Genomic DNA, 19,972 nt, shown 5'->3' on the forward strand with positions numbered 1-19,972 from the left:
TTCTTGTACTGTACAAAAGGATTCATGAATATTTATCACTATTTTACACATATTACATGCATATCATGCTTTAAGTTTTTTGAAGGGGGAAGCGTCATTGGCAAGATCACTCGAGGCGAAATTAGATTATCTTGAAAAAACCCTGGGTCATCTTCCTGATGTCGTCTTCAAAAAAATGAATGTGGGCCAAACGGGAATCCATGTCATTATGATCTATCTCTCCGGTATTGCGGATACGAGCATCATTAACGAACAAATCGTCAAGCCACTCATTTTAACTGGAGTCCGTGAAAGCCAATCCCAAGTTAATCCCGAGAAAATAAAGGAGGAACTGATACAACAGACAGCATTTACGATCGATATGGAAGAAGAGACAGACCTTGAGACGTGTGTACACGAAGTGTTATCGGGAAATACCTGTCTGCTGATCGAAGGAAGCAATGAAGTCTTTTTTGCTTCTACAGGCAAATTTCCTTCGCGAAGTGTTGATGAACCCAGCACCGAAACTTTGGTTAGAGGACCAAGGGAAGGTTTTATTGAGGATTTGGAAAGTAACCTGGCAATGGTTAGAAGGCACATCAAAGATATTAGTTTCAGAATAGACAAAATAACCATAGGAAGGAGATCCTCCCGTAAATTAGCAATCTTGTACATATCGGATATCGCAAATCCGGAGCTAGTTCAGGAAGTGAAGCGAAGAGTCGAGACGATTGATGTGGATGATGCTTCTGATACCGGGGTTATTGAGCAATGGATCGAGGAACATCCATGGTCTCCGTTTCCCCAGATTCAAGCCTCTGAACGCTCGGATAAAGCGATAACGGCCTTAATGTCAGGGAGGGTTGTCATTATGCTAGATGGCACCCCTTTTGTCCTAATTGCTCCCATGACCTTCTGGATGCTGGCTCAATCGCCAGAAGATTATTATGAGCGTTTCCCCTTAGGGACATTTTTCCGTATGCTTCGTTTAATGGCTTTGTTCATTGCAACATTCCTGCCTTCGTTGTACGTTGCACTCATTTCTTTCCATCCTGGATTAATCCCGCCTGAGCTGGTCATATCTATCGTTGCCTCAAGGGAAGGGATTCCCTTTCCTGTTTTTGTGGAGGCTTTAATTATGGAAGGGGCATTGGAAATATTACGTGAGGCAAGTCTGCGGCTACCCAAAGGGATAGGACAGGTTATTGGGATTGTAGGCGGCCTGGTTATTGGACAAGCAGCTGTCGAGGCGGCGGTTGTAAGTGCTTTTCTAATTATTGTTGTTGGTCTTACTGCCATTGCGTCCTTTGCAAGCCCGCAGTACAGCGGCAGTATCGGAATCCGGCTTCTTCGTTTTCCCATTATGATGATCGCGGGGGTTTATGGGCTGTATGGAGTAATTTTAGCCTTTATTTGTTTAGGCGTACACATGGTCCAGATCAAAAGCTTTGGAGTTCCTTACATGTCACCCCTAGCCCCTGTTCGGCTAAGAGATCAACAAGACACCTTGGTACGGGTTCCTTTTAAATACCTCAGAAAGCGTCCTATGATGCTAAAAACACAGGACGAAACACATTCTAACCGGAAAAGGAAGTAAACCTATGATTTCTTACGCCTTTCTGTTTCGTCGCACCCTCTGGGTGCAAAAATGCTTTGCCGCATGGATCGTGTGTGCTCTCCTCACCGGTTGTTGGGATAGCAGAGAGATCGATAACTTGAGTATTATTCAAGGTGTCGCCATTGATATGGATCAGCAGGATATGCTGGAACTTACCTACCAGCACTTAATCGCGCAGAAATCCAGAAAAAATATGTACAGCAACGTAACAACCTTTAACAAAGATTCCATCCAGTCTGCTTCCAGGGAACAGGCCAAGCAGATATCCCGTGCTCCTTTATATAGTTTTATTCGCCTGATTTTGATTAGTGACCAAGCTATACAAAAAAGAAGAATCGATCAGTTGTTAGATACGTTTACTCGCTCCTATAAACCAAGTCGAAAATCACTTGTTATGATCATAAAAGGCAATGCAAAAGAAGCGCTCAATAAGATCGGTAAACATCAAGAGATCCCTTCTATTGACCTTGAAGCAATGGCTAAAAACAGCAATTTAAACTCAAAAATACCTTATAGAATAACATTAGGGGAAATTTCTACGCATATCTCACAAGGAGCTAACTTCATCGTTCAAGGCATAGAAACCAATGGAGGCAACCACTTCTCTGGCGCAGCTCTGATCAGCGGCAAAACGAAGAAATTTGCTTATTGGCTGGACGAAGAGGATGTCATCGGAATCAACTGGATGCTGGGAAAAACGAAGGGCTCAATTATTAGAATTGAGAGCTCAAAGTCAAATCAATCCGTGGTGTTTGAAGTTGAGGATGTCCACACAAAACTTATTCCTCACCTCAACGGGCAGGACCTCTCATTCACAGTTCGAATTAAATCAGATATTAAACTAAACGAAAGCACGGTTAATTCTGAAGACTTCCTGAAGGAATCATTCATTCAAACCGCTAAACAAGAGGCACAGGATGAAATCAAACATAACGTATCCCAATCGCTAAACACACTCCAGAAAGAAATGAGAGCAGATGTGGTCGGTTTTGGCACAAAAGTAAAAGTGAACTATCCCGCTTACTGGGATCGGGTAAAGGAAAATTGGCAAGATACATTCAGTCAAATACCGATCAATGTTAAGGCTGAAGTACAGATCGAGCGAACTGGTGCTTATACAAAAGGAGAGGGTGAATAATGTCTAATATACCTTCCATGAAACATGAAAAAATATCCACAATACAAGCCTTATTTACCGTCACTTCGACCGTGTATGCTGTGGGTATTGTCAGTTTACCAAGAACCATTGCAGAGAAGACGCAAACGCCCGACGTGTGGCAGGGACTTTTGCTGGCAACTCTGCTTGGAATCGTCGTCATTTTTATCCAGGTTAAATTGTGCCATAGATTTCCGGGGAAGACGTTCTATGAGTTCAATCCTGTGATTGCAGGTAAATTCATCGGCCTTCTGATCAATATCGCATTTATTGTATTTTGCATGATGATCTGCTCTTTTGTATGTAGAATGATGGCGGAATTCCTCAAGGGTCTTGCACTGGAGAGAACCCCGATAAGCATGATTCTCTTGCCATTTCTTCTGCTTATCGGGTATCTGACCTGGGGCGGTCTCCATGCAATGGTTCGATTGATTGAGCTTTTTTTCCCTTTAACCTTTATTGTTTTTTTATTGTTGATCGTTCTTAATGTCAACCATTTTAATCTTGATAATTTGCGCCCTGTTTTCCATAAAGGTTGGCGTCCGATCTTTGAATCACTTAAAGTTATACCTTTCTCTACAATGGGTTTTGAATCGATCCTTATCTTAACTAATGTGATGACCCACCCACAAAAAGCATGGAAGGCCGGGTGGATTGGCTACTCGATTGCAATGGGTTTGTATATTTTAATGGTAACGATGGTCATTGGCTGTATGTCAGTAGAAGAAGTTTCCCGATTGCAGTGGCCCGTCGTTTCTTTTGCACAGCAAATTGAATTCCCCGGTGCGTTCCTGGAACGATTTGAAATATTATTTATTATTTTGTGGACGATCAAAATCTTCATGACCGCCTCAAATTATTATTTCTATATTGTTACTGGAATCAGCCAGCTCACCCAAAAGTGGAACAGGTATATCTGTTATCTCCCGTTAATTATATTATTTTGCCTGAGCATGTATCCCCAAAATTTTATTGAAATAGGCAACTTCGATAAAATAATAGGTTACTTTGGAATAGTGGTATGCGCGGCAGTACCCTTGGTGCTTCTCGTCATCTCTATGGTCTTCCATCGAACAGAGAAGCCAAATGGGAAGAAGTAGGGGATACTTCCTCCTCGTTCTTACCAATGAATGCCCCCCTTATGCTATAGCGTAAGGGGATTTTCACTTTTTACCCAGCGGCTATCCTTCGAGATTTTCCAACTGCTCCCTCCACTCAATTTATATTCGTGAACTGATATAATGGAAGAGTTAAGCTACTATTAGATCAATACCAGATCAACTATTCTCTCTTAGGAGACTATTGCATATGAAACCAACCTATCTTATGGATGATATACAGTGGCAGCAGCTCATTCAAAACGTGGCTGACCATTTTAATGATGTGACGATCAAACGAGGTTTTCAGTACTTTAAGCAGGGAAAGGTCAAAGAATTCGCAATGCCTGATGCTGACCATATCGCGGCTGTCGTGGATGGGAATGAACTCTACGAAGTGGATCTCCACTTGAGTGCTTTTGCTGCTAGCAGATGTACATGCCCTGTTCGCACCAACTGCAAGCATATGATCGCCGTATTGCTGAATTACGCGAATGAACAGGAACGTTCCGTGCATGCATTAGTGAACGCTCATTCGGCAGGATTCACACGGCTGACTACACAAGCAGACACCCGTACCACACCTGCTTTCCGGTCGAACCCTTCGCCGGATCACAAGGAAGCAACAAGAGATGCTCTCCGTAAAAAAGCAAGCAACCTACCGGACATGCCCGTTTCCGAATGGCATGATCTGTTCGATCAGTGTATCGCCCTTAATCATGTGCACACTCAAAATTCCCAATATGTGCAAAGTGCTTTAGCTTCGATCTATGCTGTGAAGCCGCCGCTCTCACCCGGTATGCAGCAGCTATATGGACTGCATGCCCATCTGCGTGTACTGGAGAAGCTGGTACCTCAGGCCCCCATGACGGGTTACCCCACTCATACCTTTATGGGCTACTACACCCAAATCGCCGCAGATGAGCTGAAAGAGGCGATTGAACGTGATTTTGAGCGTCCTCTGGAGCTAACTGATGAACCGTTGCACGAAGCTCGTATGGCAGAAACTTTAGCTTATTTGCGCGAGAAAATGCTGATAGAGTCGCGGAACGGTACTTATTTTTCAGACGCGTACTATCAGTTTTGGCTGTACTGGGTGCATCCTGCAAGGCAGAAATCCAGCATATATGCGGAGGAATTGCAGCATTTACATGCAGCTGAAGAGGAGCATAGTGCTACGTTGGCACGGCTTCCGTGGATGCTGGCTCGGAGCTGGATGTATGTTTACCAAGCGCAGAATCCTAAAGCCTGGGAGCTGCTACATGAGGCAGAACAAGCTTTTCCACTAAAAATCTCCTCTAGCCAATTGCTATTGTTCTTACATGCGTTGCGACAGGGCGAAGATTGGATACGTCTCAAAGACGGCCTGCGACATATCGGTCCCCTGCTTCATAGTCATCGGGATTATCATTTACAGGATTATATGCATCATTGGGAGCTGGTTTTGCAGCATCTCCCAGAAGCAGAGCAGGACATGTGGAACACGCTGGTGGATATGCTTCCATTTGCGGGTGGGCTGTATGAAGAGGCCCTACTTGCTCATGAGAAATGGCGGCAATGGATCGACTATCAGCTAAGCATACGCAGTGAACCTTTGAGTTTTCGGGTGAGCGTGCTGCAACCCATCGAAAAGAACGCGCCTGAGTTACTGCTGCCCTTTTACCATCAAGCGGTAGAACGTTATGTGCTGGAAAAAAACAGATCTAGCTATAAAGCGGCAGTTAAACTGTTAAAGCGATTGTTCAAGCTGTACAAAAAAATGAAGCAAGAAACACGCTGGGAGCTGTTCTTCATGACCTTTACCAGCCGTCACAGCCGCCTGCGGGCGCTACAGGAGGAATTGCGGAAAGGGAAATTGTTATCATGAGCCAATATACCGAAACGATTACGGTGTACATCCAATTAACAACCTATGGAGACGCGCTAATTTATGGCGATTCCTCCATGAACTATAGCATTTCCGGTCAAATGTTGAAGCAACGTTTGTTTGCTTGGCATGAGGCTTCATTTTATGGCACCGAGCTAGAGATTCAGCATGTTCAAGACACAGATATTATCGTGCTACCCTCGGAGCAAGTGATTCCTTTTCTGGCAGAGCAGGAGTTGCTGAAGCACATCGAATGGATCTGGGACGAAGCCAATGCCCCGTGGCTTCGGCTGATCTCTCTGTTGGCTCACTGCATTGAAACGAAAGCCTATGTGCCCAGCTTCACGTCGTTCCAGGCGGGGAAGCTGCTATGGAAGTGGGATGCAGAAGCATTGGAAAATGTCCAACCGGCAGAGCTTGCCTTGCTGGACAGCCTGGATGAGAACGAGCGCGATGGCCTGGTAGCGGCGTTCTCGGCCGCTGTTTTTCAGCGCTGGTACGGCACCGAAGCGGAAGCCGCTGACTTGCGAAGAGAATATCCGATTCTCTTCGCTCCCCAACGCCAGGTCGCAGCAGGCCTGGATGCCCAGGCATGGCTGATCGCCATTGGCTGGAAGGCTGATACCGCGCCATTTCGCCCGCTTCTGCAACTGCTGGAGCCAGAGCTGGAGGACGACGAGCCGTCCTGGCAGCTCAAGCTTGTGTTGCAGGACAAGCAGGACCCGGCCTTGCTGGTGCCTGTACAGCTCGCCGCTGACGGTTATGCCTCCGGCTCATGGCCCGAAGCGTGGACGGCGCATGTGCGTGAGCGCTCAGGCGGGTGGCTGGAACGCTTGACCGCTATTTTGCCCGCAGGGCAGCGTGCCGGAAGCCGTGATGACATACTGAGCCGCCCGCTCTCTGACGAAGCCGCATGGCAATTCCTGACGACCGACAGCCAGCGTCTGCTGGAAAGCGGTTGGCAGGTGCTGCTGCCAGCCTGGTGGGAGGCAGCCACCCGCAAGAAGCCAAAGCTGCGGGCCAAGGTTCGCCCAGGCGAAGGGGCGGGAGAGCGCACGAAGGGCAGCTCGCTGTTCGGACTGGACTCCATTGTCCAGTTCGATTGGCGTGTGGCCATCGGCGATGCCGATCTGAGCGAGTCGGAGTTCGCCGAGCTTGTGGCTCGCAACGAGCGCTTGGTGCGCTTCCGCGGCCAATGGATCGCGCTCGACCCTGCGCTGCTGGCGCAAATCCGCCGCGCCATGGCCGGGATCGACAGCACTCAGGGATTGTCCTTTCAGGACATCCTGCAGCTGCATCTGCTCGGCAACACCGACGAGCCTGAAGGCGACGCCTCGGGCGAGCAGCCGGAGGACCCGGCACGCTTCCGACTGGAAGTAGAGCTGAACGCTCATCTACTGAAGCTGATCAGCCAGCTCGGACGGCAATCGGAATGGCCCGCTTTGGACGTACCCGATGGGCTGCAAGCCGAGCTGCGGACGTATCAGCAGGACGGGTATGCATGGCTTGCCTTTTTGCGACGCTTCGGATTGGGCGCGTGCCTAGCCGATGATATGGGACTCGGCAAAACGGTGCAGTTTATCACTTATTTACTGCACCTACAGGACATTGCCGCCGAGACAGGTGTGCGCTCCAGTTCGCTGCTGATTTGCCCGACTTCAGTGCTGGGCAACTGGCAGAAGGAGCTCAGCCGCTTCGCTCCCTCCTTGAAGGTCATGCTGCACTATGGAAGCAAACGGGAGCAAGGAGACTTGTTCCGCGAAAAAGTCGAGCAAGCTGATGTCATCCTGACCTCCTTCGCTACGGCAACTCTGGACCAAGAGCTGCTGCAGAGCATGACTTGGGATTCGATCTGCCTGGATGAAGCGCAAAACATTAAAAATGCGCAAACCAAGCAATCCACAGCTGTGCGCAGCTTCCCTGCACGTCATCGTATCGCGTTGACAGGAACACCTATTGAAAATCGGCTGTCCGAGCTATGGTCCATTTATGATTTCATCAATCCAGGTTATCTGGGCAGCTCACGCGCCTTTAGCAATCGCTTCATGAATGCTATTGAAAAAGAACATAATGAGCAGCGCACGTTGGATTTGCAAAAGCTGGTTCAGCCCTTCATGCTACGTCGCAAAAAGAAGGACCCTGCGATACAGCTTGATTTGCCTGACAAGAATGAGATGAAAACGTACATTCACCTCACCTCCGAGCAGGGTGCGCTCTATGATCAGATTGTTAAAGAACTGATGGAACGGATGCAGAAGCTGGAGGGGATCGAGCGCAAAGGAGCCATTTTATCAGCCCTGACCCAGTTGAAGCAGCTTTGTAACCACCCTGCTCTCTTAACTAAGGAGGCGCTCCTGGATGCAGCAGCTTCTGGTTATAGTCAGCCCGATCTTGAAGCGGTTATTAGCCGTTCATCCAAGCTGGAGCGCATTCTGGCTATGGTCAAGGAGCTGCGGGAAGAGGGCGAGCGCTGTCTTATTTTTACACAGTATATTGGTATGGGACAGATGCTTCAGCAGGTACTCGCTCAGGAACTTCAAGAACCCGTGCTCTATCTGAACGGTAGTACATCCAAAACTGCGCGTGACCGAATGATTGAGCAATTCCAATCGCATACGCTTCCCCCTGACGAGCAGCCGTCTGTGTTTATTTTATCGCTCAAGGCCGGGGGGGTGGGTCTCAATCTGACGGCTGCCAACCATGTCTTTCACTTTGATCGCTGGTGGAATCCGGCTGTTGAAAATCAGGCCACAGACCGAGCCTACCGGATGGGACAAACCAAAGATGTACAGGTTCACAAATTTATCTCGTTGGGTACGCTGGAGGAACGTATTGATGAAATGCTGGAGAGCAAGCAGCAGCTCAGTGACCAAATTATCACCAGCACCGAGGGCTGGATTACTGAGCTGTCTACAGACGCGTTAAAAGACCTCTTCACGCTACGGCGCGATTGGGCATAATGAGGTGCTAAGTTCGTTATATGCCTATTTTAAGGAAGAGTAGTTTATAGCACGGTCCAACACTCCTTTGTGTGCATTTAATATCTCATCACAACAAAGGAGTTGATTTTTAGTGGCCATTCGTCCTCCACAAACGCTGAAATCTACGGGCAGAAAGGTTCCTGTTACGAGATATCGCAATGTGAGTCCAACACAAACCCTTCGTAGATTCACAGTTATCTGGGCTAACAATGATGGTGTACCTTTTAACACGTCTGGATTTTTTGCAACACTCCGGCGTTTAGATGGAACCTTTGTCCAAGCTGCAGGCTTCGACCGCTTTGGTACTGCCCGATTCAACAGAGTCCGCACACCTACGAACCAGCCTTATATTCTGCGTACTTTTAGAGATGATGGAGTATTATTCCGCGTTAGATCCGTACCTGCTGGCGTATCCTCATTTGTCGTTATTGGTTAAGTTCGTACCGAACGCAGCCTAAACATGTTTAACAAAAAAAGCAGTCAGAACAGAGCGCATCTGTCCTGACTGCTTTTTTTCAAAACTACCTACTCGGAATCTTCTTCCACTTGTGCATCTTTCGTAGCGGCTGTATTGTACACCGTTTTGAGCCAGTTCTCACTCGACCAGTTCAGCTTGCCTGCGCCCGCTCCGTCCTTGGCCTGCAATTGAGCAACCAAGTTGGCAGGGTCTTCGGCTGTATAGCTGTATGGCAACGTTGTGAACCCATTCCAAGAGAAGCTCTTAGCCTTTGCTGGATAAGGAGCTAACGGGCTATTCGCAGCGTCACTGCCGCCTCTGAACACGGCACCGTTGTCCGACAAGATAACATCCTCGGCTTTGATTTCACCTGTATAATCCGCTTTGTTAGGGTCTTTTTGATTATTACGCACCGGAGAAAACACATCAATTAAATACGATTTTTCTAGCAGCACTGCGCCGTTTTCTGTTGAAATCGCACCATTACCCACGACGTCAAAATGATATCCTTTGGCAGCGATCGCTTTGGCCATGTTGGACGTAATTCTTTTTTTGGCTCTGGCCAATCCAGCATCATCCATAACGATGTTATATGCATGCGCATTACCACCACGCAAACGTGGCATACGGTCCTGAATATCCAGATAATAATTATGATGCAGCGTCACTTCCAAATCCGCATTGTCGCCTGCCATTTCCGTGGCACCCACCAGATGCGCTTTCTTTTGTCCTGCTGCAATATCAATGATATCTTCTTTACTCATGCCCACTGCACTGCTTCTCAAATAAGCGTACATAGGGTAGGAGGACTTATCTGCTTCCATGGCATTGACTTGTTGGGTTACCCAGCTGTTGGAGCTGCGGTCATCTCCTTTGAACAATGACCAGGAAATTGTAACTCCGTTACTGCCCTTTTTCACATCTACCAGGCCATCATAGGCTTTGTTAAATGTACAATGGTCGATCCATACCTTAGAGCTTGCACCTTCGATGGTAATATAATCCCAGTCATTCTTGTCATAGTTTCCTTTGGTTGCTTCATCCCATTCCCACAGTTCATCAAATTCAAGGTTACGGAAAATCAGATTAGAGCTTCGTTTGATAACAAAACCGGCATGCTTGATTTTCGCACCATTGGCCGAGAAAATCGTAACTCCATTCATATTCTCGATATAGACTTTGCTCACCCCTGTCTTTTTCAGAACAGGATGTGTTTGTACAGGATTGTTGGCGCTAAATGGCATTGCCTTCGCAGCGCTAGGGATTTCATTCCAGCCAAGGTCCAGATCGTTCATAATTTCAATCACTTTAACCTTGCTGCCTTTTTTCAGTGCTTCGTTGAGATCTACAGCATTGTACACCTTTTTGTAATTAGCATCGGTATCGGTAATGTTCCCACCACCTGTATTACCATACGAAAAGCCAGTCAAATTATAATTATTTTTGGAGGTTACACCGGGGTCCATCCCTGGAGTTGGTTGTTCTGTACCCGGACCCGGTGTCGGCTTCACAGGTGGTGTACTTGCATTCCCTTCTGAAGAAGCACCCGATACAATCACATTGTCGAACTGGGCAACTGCTTTAGACGTTACCAGACCCATAGCTCCAGCAGTGAGACTAGTGTCTGTGGCGGATAACTCCAGCTGATCATTAACATACATTTTGATTTCCGAACCGGATAGCTCCAGCTTCACTCTGTACCATGTATTGGTGTCTAGTTTGTATTTTTTATTGGTAGCCAATGTCTTCATAGATCCATTAACTTTTTTACGAATCTCAAGGGCTCCGCCTTTCTTATTGTACAACGATGCTGCATAGAAGTTGTTAGAATCTGTGTATCTACCTGCCACATATACTCGATTAGAGCCATTAAAATCATTTACATATACATCTGCTTGCACACTATAATTCGTCCATGAGGTATTTCCTTTAACGGAATGGCTTTCGCTTCGACTAGATTGTTGGTATGTAGAACCATTCCCGTCCTTGACCACAGACCAGTTCCCCGAATCTGCGGACCAGCCTCGAGCTTCTCCTTGTTCAAAATCATCACTTACCTGTACATTCTCATCAGCCTGTGCATGGCCTAATAGCGGTAATGATAAAGACAGTGCCAACGTACTGCTTAACATTACACTTGCACATTTTTTTAACAAACTCGATTTCATATAACAATTCCCTTCTCAATTGGATTTATGAATACTAAAGCAAACGGTATATAACGTATTGATGGAGGAAATCATATCCATACACCAATGAGGGCCCCTAATCGCTATACTCCAATAATTATAGGCACTTAAATAAATATTAAAATATGTCTAATTACTTATCTTTTGTCTTAATTTTTCTATTAATTTTTCGTTCTTTTTCGCGAACACACCAAATGATGTTTCATAAAATCACAAAAAACGAGATTTTTTTATTTTTGAATAAGACATACGGTTGTCATATTGAGAATGGTACATATAAAGGGTGAGTATCACCAATATCATGTAAAGGAGCGATTAGATGTCTAGCTACGACTACGCTTCCAAATCAGAGTTAAAAGAAGCCATTCATACCGCCTACTTACGGTTTGACGGTGAATTCCAGGACATCGACGAAAGCCACAAGGATACTCGAATCGACGAAGTAGATAAAACACCTGCAGAAATGATAGCCTATCAGCTTGGATGGCTTCATCTTGTCATGAGTTGGGACAGAGACGAACGAGAAGGGAAAACCGTCATCATGCCTGCCCCGAATTATAAGTGGAATAGACTAGGCGAACTATACCAATCATTCTACAAGACCTATTCCCACCACTCTCTATATGAATTACGCGATATGTTCAAGTTGGCTGAGCAAACGTGGCTGGATTGGGTGGACACACTCAGTCATGAAGAACTCTTCACCCAGGGCGTTCACAAGTGGACAGGCACCAATCCGAACTGGCCTATGGCGAGATGGATTCATATCAATTCCGTAGCACCGTTCAAAACATTCAGGGCCAAGATCCGGAAATGGAAGAAATACAACGTGCAACATTGATGAAAAAAAGCGTGCATTGTGCTACAATACTTGAGTTGTATCGGGATACATTTAGGGAAGGGTAAGTGAAACGCCATGCTAATTATTGGTATTGCCGGCGGTACAGGTTCCGGTAAATCGACGGTCGCACGCGCCGTCGTTGAGCGTCTGGGATCTAATAAAGTGACTTTCATATCTCAGGATAACTACTATAAAGACCATTCACATCTGAGTTATGACGAACGTGCTTTGGTCAACTATGATCATCCGTTTGCCTTTGACAACGACTTGCTGATTGAGCATCTTCAATGTCTGAAAAAAGGACAAGCAACTCAAGCGCCCGTGTATGACTTTACGGTTCATGCTCGTTCCACGGACGAGACGGTAGAGCTTCTGCCGAATCATATCGTTATGTTGGAAGGTCTGCACGTACTGTCAGACGAAAAACTCCGCAGCCTGCTTGATATTAAGGTATTTGTGGATACGGATCCAGATGTTCGCATTCTCCGTCGGGTTCTTCGCGATATTGAGGAACGCGGTCGCACCATCCATTCGATCCATGATCACTATTTAACGACGGTTAAACCGATGCACGAGGCATTTATTGAGCCTTCCAAGAAATACGCCGACCTGATCCTGCCTGAGGGAGGACATAACGAGGTTGGTATTCAACTGCTGTCTATTTTGACTGAAAAATATTTGGCAGGAGATCGGACATGGGGTACTGTATAAAGTAATCCCGGTTGTTCAGGCTGTCGAGATTTTCTCGGCAGCCTTTTTTGTCTTTTGTATGCCATTTGAACTAAATTATTTTTGGAATCACCCTGCCGTTTATGTTAGCATGTAAAGATTAAAAGCTTTAGATTTTAGTTAAAGTTGGAAGCGTTATCAACTATGTCCGTCAGATGATTAGGCCCTCGCCTTAATGGCGTCTTTTTTGAATAGATATAATTATGGAGAGTGCTGTCATGAATGAGCTATGCAACATTTTAATTGTAGATGATGAAATATTGGTACGGCAAGGGATCAAACATCATTTGTCGTGGGAACAATACGGATTTCGAATTGTAGGCGAGGCCTCCAATGGGAAAGAGGCGCTGGAGCTGATTGAAGCCTTGCGTCCTCATATTGTCATTACGGATATCGTAATGCCGATCATGGATGGCGAGGAGCTGACACGCATCGTCAGACAGAACTATCCAGATATCGAAGTGATTGTGCTCAGCAGCTACGGCGAGTTTAATTATGTGCGCTCCACCTTTCAGCAAGGTGTGGCTGACTATATTTTAAAGCCCAAGCTGGACACAGATGAGCTGCTTCAGGTGCTCCAGCGAACAGCCCGCAAAATTCCATCCATTCAGTATCAAGAGGATGCCGGGAATAACCAAATTACGATGGAACATGTGATCGAGAAATTGATCTCCGGCTATAGCATAGACTATGAAGCTGAGCTGCTGAAGCAAGCATTCCCTTATGCCCGTTTTGCGCTCATAGGTATAGAACAGTCGGCACAGCAAGATAAGGGACGCTCTACCACTCTCTCTGCTTCAGACCTATTTTCCAAGCTTACAGATCGAGTAGCCTCTGCCTGTGAACACGTGGTTCTGCGCCAGCTGCCATCGGATGGGTATGCGGCCGTTTTTTTAGCCAATCTGGGGCCACGGGAATTAGATGCCTGGATGGCTGCGGTTAGGGAAGTTGCTCAAGAGATGAAGCAGCTCGATCCGCAGACGGGCTGGGCGGTCAGTCATCTATTTGATGATTTTAATCAGATTAGCGATGTCTATCAGGATGAACTGCCGAAGCTGCTAAGCTATCGCTTTTATTTCCCGGAGACAGCACTGCTCATAGAAGATGAACTCCCTCAGCCTGTTCAGGTGAATCGTTCGTTTAACTTAAAACAGTTTACGGAAGAGATGAAGCGTGAGCATTTTGATACAGCTTTTCAGGATTTGAGGTCTTATGTAGCCGCCATGTCCGGCAACTATACCTCGACCGCTTTTGAATTCAAATCGCTGCTCGGAAATATCGTGTTCAACATTACAATTTTGCTCGGGAATCAGGGGTATGATATGAAGGAGCTGGATGCGGCGAAATATTCGTATTTCAAAACAATTAATGATGCCCCTCATGTACATGAAGCCGTACGGTTGCTGGAGACTTTTTTGGAGGAAGCGAACCGACAGATCCTGGCTAAGACGCAGCAAGGAAGTAGTGCAAGCATGAAAAAATTGCTGGAGTATATTGAGGAACATCATGCTGAAACACTCAATTTGACGACCCTTGGGCAATATTTCCATTTTAACCCCTCTTATTTGTCCAGTTATTTTACGGCACACCATACAGAGGGATTTAGCGAGTACCTGAACAAAATTCGGGTTGAAAAAGCTGCTGAACTACTGCGATCGGGGACGCTGCCCATTTCAGATATTAGCAGTACAGTAGGCTATTCGGACCCCAGCTATTTTACTAAAGTGTTCAAAAAAGTGAAGGGATACTCTCCCAGTCAGTACCGCCGGGAACATCTCCATTAGAGAACAAGCGCATATCTGCCAGCAGAAAAGAGATAACATATGAAAAGATATATCCATAAGATCAAATATCAAGGTCTGTTCTTCAAAATCTTTATTGTTATGGTGGTCAGCATCACTGCGGTATCGTTGCTGACCTCTTTGGTGACGATTCGAATGTCTGAACGACTATTCGCTGAGACATTCAGTATTACCAATGCCAAGGTGCTTAGCCAGATTCAATCCAGCTTTGAATCCTTCAATGACTCTATCGTGAATGCTGTAACCCACGCTTCGGAAAATGGAACCGTCAAAAACTATTTGACTAGCGGCCAATCTGACTCGATTAACTCGGCAAGGATTTACTTCGGTATGGCACAGCAAATGAAGCAAATTAAATCGAACGTCGATGCTTATGATGTCGGTGTCGCTGTAACAGGTCTGAACGGACGGAGCTTTTACTCCGATTCCTCCTATTGGCCTGTAACTGCGGAGCAGCTTAAGAGCAGTGCTATTACGGCCCGAAGTGTAGCACGCCCGGCACAGCTTATGTATCAAATGGATACGGAGTTATTTCATCAACAAATGACTAGCACCGTCCAAAAACCCTCACCCTATATTATCGCCTCTAAACCATTTATGGAGCGAACCAGTGGCACCTTGTACGGAATGATCTACATTGCCATTCGGGAGCCAGAATTTCGGCGTTTTTATAACAATTTCACGAGTAACGGTAATGATGTGCTTATTTTGGACAAATCAGGACTGATCGTATCGAGCAACCGTCAGGACCTAATCGGACAACGCTCCAGTGAGCTGCTGGGCTATGCCACCAAAATCAATGAACAGGGACTAAACTATATTAATGCGGATGTAATGAATAAGGAGAGCATCGTTCTTTCCAACTATATCCCTTCATTTGATTTTTATCTGGTGAACATGATCGATAGACAAACCGCGGTTGGGCAAATTATTGACGTTAAATCTGTTGTATGGATCTGCATCGCCATCGTACTGATTGCTTTGGTGATTGTTTTTCTGATTTCTCGTCGCCTGATTCGTTCTTTGACTCGGTTGGTCAAGCAAATGTCGACGATACGTGAGAAAAATTTTGATAATTATATCCCGGTTACGGGCAGCTACGAGGTCAGACAGCTAAGTCATGCTTACAACTACATGCTCGATGAACTAAATGATTATATTCGTAAGCTTTTAGAAACCCAAAAAGGCCAACGAAATGCAGAGCTTGCTGCACTACAACGGCAGATCAATCCACATTTTCTGTACAATACATTGGCTTCAATCAAAATGCTGGTACTCAAAGGAAACAAGGAAACCGCCGCCGAGACGATTAATGCGCTCATTTCCTTGCTGCAAAATACAATCAGCAATGTGAGCGAAACGATCACCATCGAGCAGGAAATGGCCAACATGCAAAATTATGTATTTATTAATCATGTGCGTTATGGGCAGCGGGTACAGGTAAATTATTTTGTATCACCCGATTGTCTGGAGTATCATGTGCCCAAGCTTATCATTCAGCCTTTTATCGAAAACTCTTTTTTCCATGCGTTTAATGAGAAAAATACAGGGCACATCTATATATTGGTGTCGAAAACAGAGGATACATTGATCTGTGAAGTAGTCGACGATGGAGACGGTATGGATTTGGACGGAAATACAGCGCAGGACGGACTGCCGAATCCCAAGAGCAAACGCCAACTATTTACAGGCATCGGCATTCAGAATGTACACAATCGCATTACCCTTTTGTATGGAGAAGAATATGGTGTGACCATCTCCAGCAAGAAGGGCGAGGGCACCAAAGTAAGAATGACACTGCCTCTAATTGTAAAACCCGCTCCTCCTACCCCATAAATATGGAGCGAGAACAGAGTGGGCCGAATGGTGCTTACAAGCAACAGCGATGGGAAGCACCATCGGCTGCGCAGTGGCGCTTCGTGAATATCTTTAGTCCCTCCTATAAAAAGTACCTAAACCTAAAGAAAACACAAATGTAAGCGGTACCTTTTTGGATAAATCATAATAATAAGACCAATCTGTATAAAGATATTCCTAACTGCCAGTAAAGCAAGGATGATAAACTAAATTCATAAACAAGGTAACCGCTTTCAAAAAAAGTTCTACATGGTTAGCAACATATAAAAAAAGAGTAGGGGTTGAACAAAATGAAAAAAATGTCTTTCCTTCTGCTGATTGCAAGCTTGATCTTGTTATCCGCATGCTCCAGCAATTCTGAGAAAGCAGCTACGACCACAGATTCAGGCAAGAAAGAAATTACAGTCTGGGCTTGGGACCCGAACTTCAACATCGCAGCCCTGAAGCTGGCAAAAGATCGCTATGTTGCCAAACATCCAGATGTAACCGTAAACATTGTCGAATATGCTCAAAACGATATCGTTCAAAAAATGAATGCCGGCCTCAACTCCGGTTCTACTAAAGGATTGCCAAACGTGGTTCTAATTGAGGATTACCGGGCACAGAACTTCCTGCAAGCCTATCCCGATTCTTTCCATGATATGACTAATTCGATCAAAGCATCCGACTTCGCTGATTATAAAATCGGGCCGACCAGCTACAACGGCAAGCAATACGGAGTTCCTTTCGACTCTGGCGTTATGGGATTGTATGTAAGAACGGATTATCTGGAACAAGCTGGCTACAAGGTGGCAGACTTGACCAATATTGATTGGGACAAATTCATTGAAATCGGTAAAGCTGTAAAACAAAAAACAGGCAAAGATATGCTGACTCAAGATCCGAATGACCTCGGTCTGATCCGTGGCATGATCCAAACAGCGGGTTCCTGGTACCTGAAAGAAGACGGTAAAACACCAAACCTGGCTGGTAATCCAGCTCTGAAAGAAGCGCTCTTGACGTACAAAGCCTTGTTCGACGCCAACATTGTTAAAATGAATGCCGACTGGAGTCAATTCTTGGCCGCATTCAACAGCGGTGCAGTTGCTTCTGTACCTACAGGTAACTGGATTACACCTTCAATTAAGGCAGAAGCTTCGCAATCCGGTAAATGGGCTGTTGTACCTTTCCCTAAACTGAAAAATATACCTGAATCCGTGAATGCTTCCAGCCTCGGCGGCAGCTCCTGGTATGTCCTCAACTCGGACGGTCAAGATACCGCTGCTGATTTCCTGAAAGAAACATTTGGTTCAGATACAGAGCTGTATCAAGATATGCTGAGCAAAATCGGAATTGTTGGTTCATTGAACGCAGCTTCCAGCGGTAAAGCTTATGACGTGGAAGATGCTTACTTCGGTGGCGACAAAGTATACAAGAAATTTGCTGATTGGACTAAACAAGTTCCAAAAGTCAATTATGGCCTGCACACTTATGCAATTGAGGACATCATGACTGTTGAAATTCAAAACTACCTGAACGGAAAAGATGTAGATGCAGTTCTGAAGGACGCTCAAGGACAAGCGGAAGCACAGCTTAAATAAGTCAGTCCATCTAGCCAAGGCTAAACAATAAAACGATAAGCACTTAAAACCTTGGGCTTGCGAGTTCAAGGTTTTATTGCTGCATAGGGAGTTGACATGGTATGAAGACAGCCGCGCCCAAAATGACTACAACACGTCTTAAAGCAGGTATGACAGGATGGTTGTTCATATCCATCGCAGTGATCATGATTGCCGCCTTTTATTTCTATCCGATGATTCAGGCGCTAATCTTATCCTTTAAGACGGGTACTGGGTCTAATCTGAGCTTTAACGGCATTGATAACTATAAGCGTCTGTTCACTGACAAAATGTTCATTACCGCTGTGAAGAATACGTTTATCTACTTAATTTTCCAGGTACCTTTAATGGTCATTCTGGCTCTGTTTATTTCCGTATTGTTGAATGATAAAAACCTGAAATTCAAAGGCTTTTTCCGCACCGCCATCTTCTTGCCGTGTATCACATCCCTTGTAGCCTATTCGGTTGTTTTCAAGTATCTGTTCTCGGCTGACGGTTTGGTAAACTCCTTGTTGCTGAACCTGCACGTGATTGGCACGCCAATCCAATGGATTACAGATCCTTTCTGGGCCAAAGTAACGATTATTATCGCGATCACATGGCGCTGGACAGGGTACAACATGATCTTTTACCTGTCGGGTCTTCAAAACATTGACAGTTCCATCTACGAAGCGGCCCGTATTGACGGAGCTTCCCCGATCCGGCAGTTTTTCAGCATTACCGTTCCACTGCTTAAGCCGATTATCCTGTTCACCTCGATTACATCGACGATTGGTACACTTCAGCTCTTCGATGAAATCATGAATATTACCAAAGGTGGACCAGGTAACGCGACATCTTCTATTTCGCAATATATTTATAATCTGTCCTTCAAGTATTCATCCGACTTTGGTTATGCGGCGACCGTATCTTATTCCATCGTCATTATGATCATTATCTTGTCGATTATCCAGTTTAAAGTGGCAGGTGAGAAAAAATGATGAAAACAAAAAGAGCATTTACGTACGCCTTTCTGATTCTTGTGTCATTCATTTCGATTTTCCCGTTCCTGTGGATGCTATCCAGCTCCACGAACCTGTCAGTCGATGTGACCAAAGGCAAGCTTCTGCCTGGCTCCCACCTGATGGATAACATGCACAATCTGCTCGAACAAGTAGACATCGTTACTGCGCTCAGTAACTCTGCAAAGGTTTCCATCTCAACGACGTTGCTGGCTATGCTCATTGCATCACTGGCTGGTTATGGCTTTGAAATTTACAGAAGTAAAGCGAAAGACGTTGTCTTCAATATCCTGCTGATGTCGATGATGATTCCGTTTGCGGCGATTATGATCCCGCTTTACCGGATGTTCGGCAGCATTTCTAATGTGATACCGTGGATCGGCATTGATACGCTCTCTTCTGTCGTTATTCCAACCGTAACTACGGCGTTCCTGATCTTCTTTTTCCGTCAAAGCACCAAGATGTTTCCCAAGGATCTGCTGGAAGCTGGCCGGATGGATGGATTATCCGAGCTGGGTCTGTTCTTCCGGGTGTATATGCCTACGATGAAAACAACCTATGCCGCTGCCGCAATTATCACGTTCATGTCCAGCTGGAACAACTACCTCTGGCCTCTGATTGTACTGCAAACGCCAGAAAATCAAACCATCCCGCTGTTGATCTCGAACCTCGGCTCCAGCTATGCACCGGACTACGGCGTTATTATGATTGCCATTGTCCTGTCCACATTGCCGACTGCACTGGTATTCTTCCTGATGCAGAAGCACTTTGTCGCAGGTATGGTCGGCTCGGTAAAATAA

The 19,972-nt window shown here is 45.7% G+C and carries 14 protein-coding genes; 13 read left to right on the top strand and 1 reads right to left on the bottom strand.

Features of this window, described 5'->3' with window-relative positions:
- Positions 1-97 precede the first annotated feature (97 nt).
- The 6 genes from G7035_RS07160 (at position 98) to G7035_RS07185 (ending at position 9,134) form a co-directional block, all read left to right on the top strand.
- Positions 98-1,576 (top strand): spore germination protein, encoded by a 1,479-nt coding sequence (locus tag G7035_RS07160; RefSeq protein WP_019685826.1) that lies wholly within the window; start codon positions 98-100, stop codon positions 1,574-1,576.
- A gap of 4 nt (positions 1,577-1,580) precedes the next feature.
- Complete coding sequence (locus tag G7035_RS07165) at positions 1,581-2,735, top strand: Ger(x)C family spore germination protein (protein WP_019685825.1); 1,155 nt, start codon at positions 1,581-1,583, stop codon at positions 2,733-2,735.
- A 17-nt stretch (positions 2,736-2,752) separates the two neighbouring features.
- A complete protein-coding gene (locus G7035_RS07170) occupies positions 2,753-3,853 on the top strand; it encodes a GerAB/ArcD/ProY family transporter (protein WP_230877839.1) in 1,101 nt (366 codons plus the stop codon).
- Positions 3,854-4,061: 208 nt separating this feature from the next.
- Positions 4,062-5,717, top strand: a complete 1,656-nt coding sequence (locus G7035_RS07175) for an SWIM zinc finger family protein (RefSeq protein ID WP_019685823.1) — start codon at positions 4,062-4,064, stop codon at positions 5,715-5,717.
- Complete coding sequence (locus G7035_RS07180; protein ID WP_019685822.1) at positions 5,714-8,677, top strand: DEAD/DEAH box helicase; 2,964 nt, start codon at positions 5,714-5,716, stop codon at positions 8,675-8,677. The genes G7035_RS07175 and G7035_RS07180 overlap by 4 nt, the downstream gene beginning before the upstream one ends.
- Before the next feature lie 112 nt (positions 8,678-8,789).
- Positions 8,790-9,134, top strand: coding sequence for a hypothetical protein (locus tag G7035_RS07185; protein ID WP_016820169.1), 345 nt, complete (start codon positions 8,790-8,792; stop codon positions 9,132-9,134).
- Positions 9,135-9,223: 89 nt separating this feature from the next.
- Here G7035_RS07185 and G7035_RS07190 read toward each other — a convergent pair whose 3' ends face one another.
- Positions 9,224-11,323 carry a pectate lyase family protein gene (locus G7035_RS07190; protein ID WP_019685821.1) on the bottom strand — a complete coding sequence of 700 codons (2,100 nt, stop codon included), beginning with the start codon at positions 11,321-11,323 and terminating at the stop codon, positions 9,224-9,226.
- Between the two features lie 340 nt (positions 11,324-11,663).
- Here G7035_RS07190 and G7035_RS07195 point away from each other — a divergent pair, with 340 nt between their 5' ends.
- From G7035_RS07195 to G7035_RS07225, 7 genes are all read left to right on the top strand, one after another.
- Positions 11,664-12,185, top strand: coding sequence for a ClbS/DfsB family four-helix bundle protein (locus G7035_RS07195; RefSeq protein ID WP_019685820.1), 522 nt, complete (start codon positions 11,664-11,666; stop codon positions 12,183-12,185).
- A 75-nt stretch (positions 12,186-12,260) separates the two neighbouring features.
- Complete coding sequence (gene udk / locus G7035_RS07200; RefSeq protein WP_013368919.1) at positions 12,261-12,896, top strand: uridine kinase; 636 nt, start codon at positions 12,261-12,263, stop codon at positions 12,894-12,896.
- Between the two features lie 236 nt (positions 12,897-13,132).
- Complete coding sequence (locus G7035_RS07205) at positions 13,133-14,698, top strand: response regulator transcription factor (RefSeq protein ID WP_017425627.1); 1,566 nt, start codon at positions 13,133-13,135, stop codon at positions 14,696-14,698.
- A gap of 39 nt (positions 14,699-14,737) precedes the next feature.
- On the top strand, positions 14,738-16,552 hold the full coding sequence (locus G7035_RS07210) for a cache domain-containing sensor histidine kinase (protein ID WP_019685819.1): 1,815 nt from the start codon (positions 14,738-14,740) through the stop codon (positions 16,550-16,552).
- 311 nt (positions 16,553-16,863) lie between these two features.
- Positions 16,864-18,153, top strand: coding sequence for an ABC transporter substrate-binding protein (locus G7035_RS07215; protein ID WP_016820162.1), 1,290 nt, complete (start codon positions 16,864-16,866; stop codon positions 18,151-18,153).
- Between the two features lie 101 nt (positions 18,154-18,254).
- A complete protein-coding gene (locus tag G7035_RS07220) occupies positions 18,255-19,151 on the top strand; it encodes a carbohydrate ABC transporter permease (RefSeq protein WP_016820161.1) in 897 nt (298 codons plus the stop codon).
- A complete protein-coding gene (locus G7035_RS07225) occupies positions 19,148-19,972 on the top strand; it encodes a carbohydrate ABC transporter permease (RefSeq protein ID WP_013368914.1) in 825 nt (274 codons plus the stop codon). The genes G7035_RS07220 and G7035_RS07225 overlap by 4 nt, the downstream gene beginning before the upstream one ends.

Origin of the sequence: Paenibacillus polymyxa (assembly GCF_015710975.1) — a bacterium.
Taxonomy (GTDB): domain Bacteria; phylum Bacillota; class Bacilli; order Paenibacillales; family Paenibacillaceae; genus Paenibacillus; species Paenibacillus polymyxa.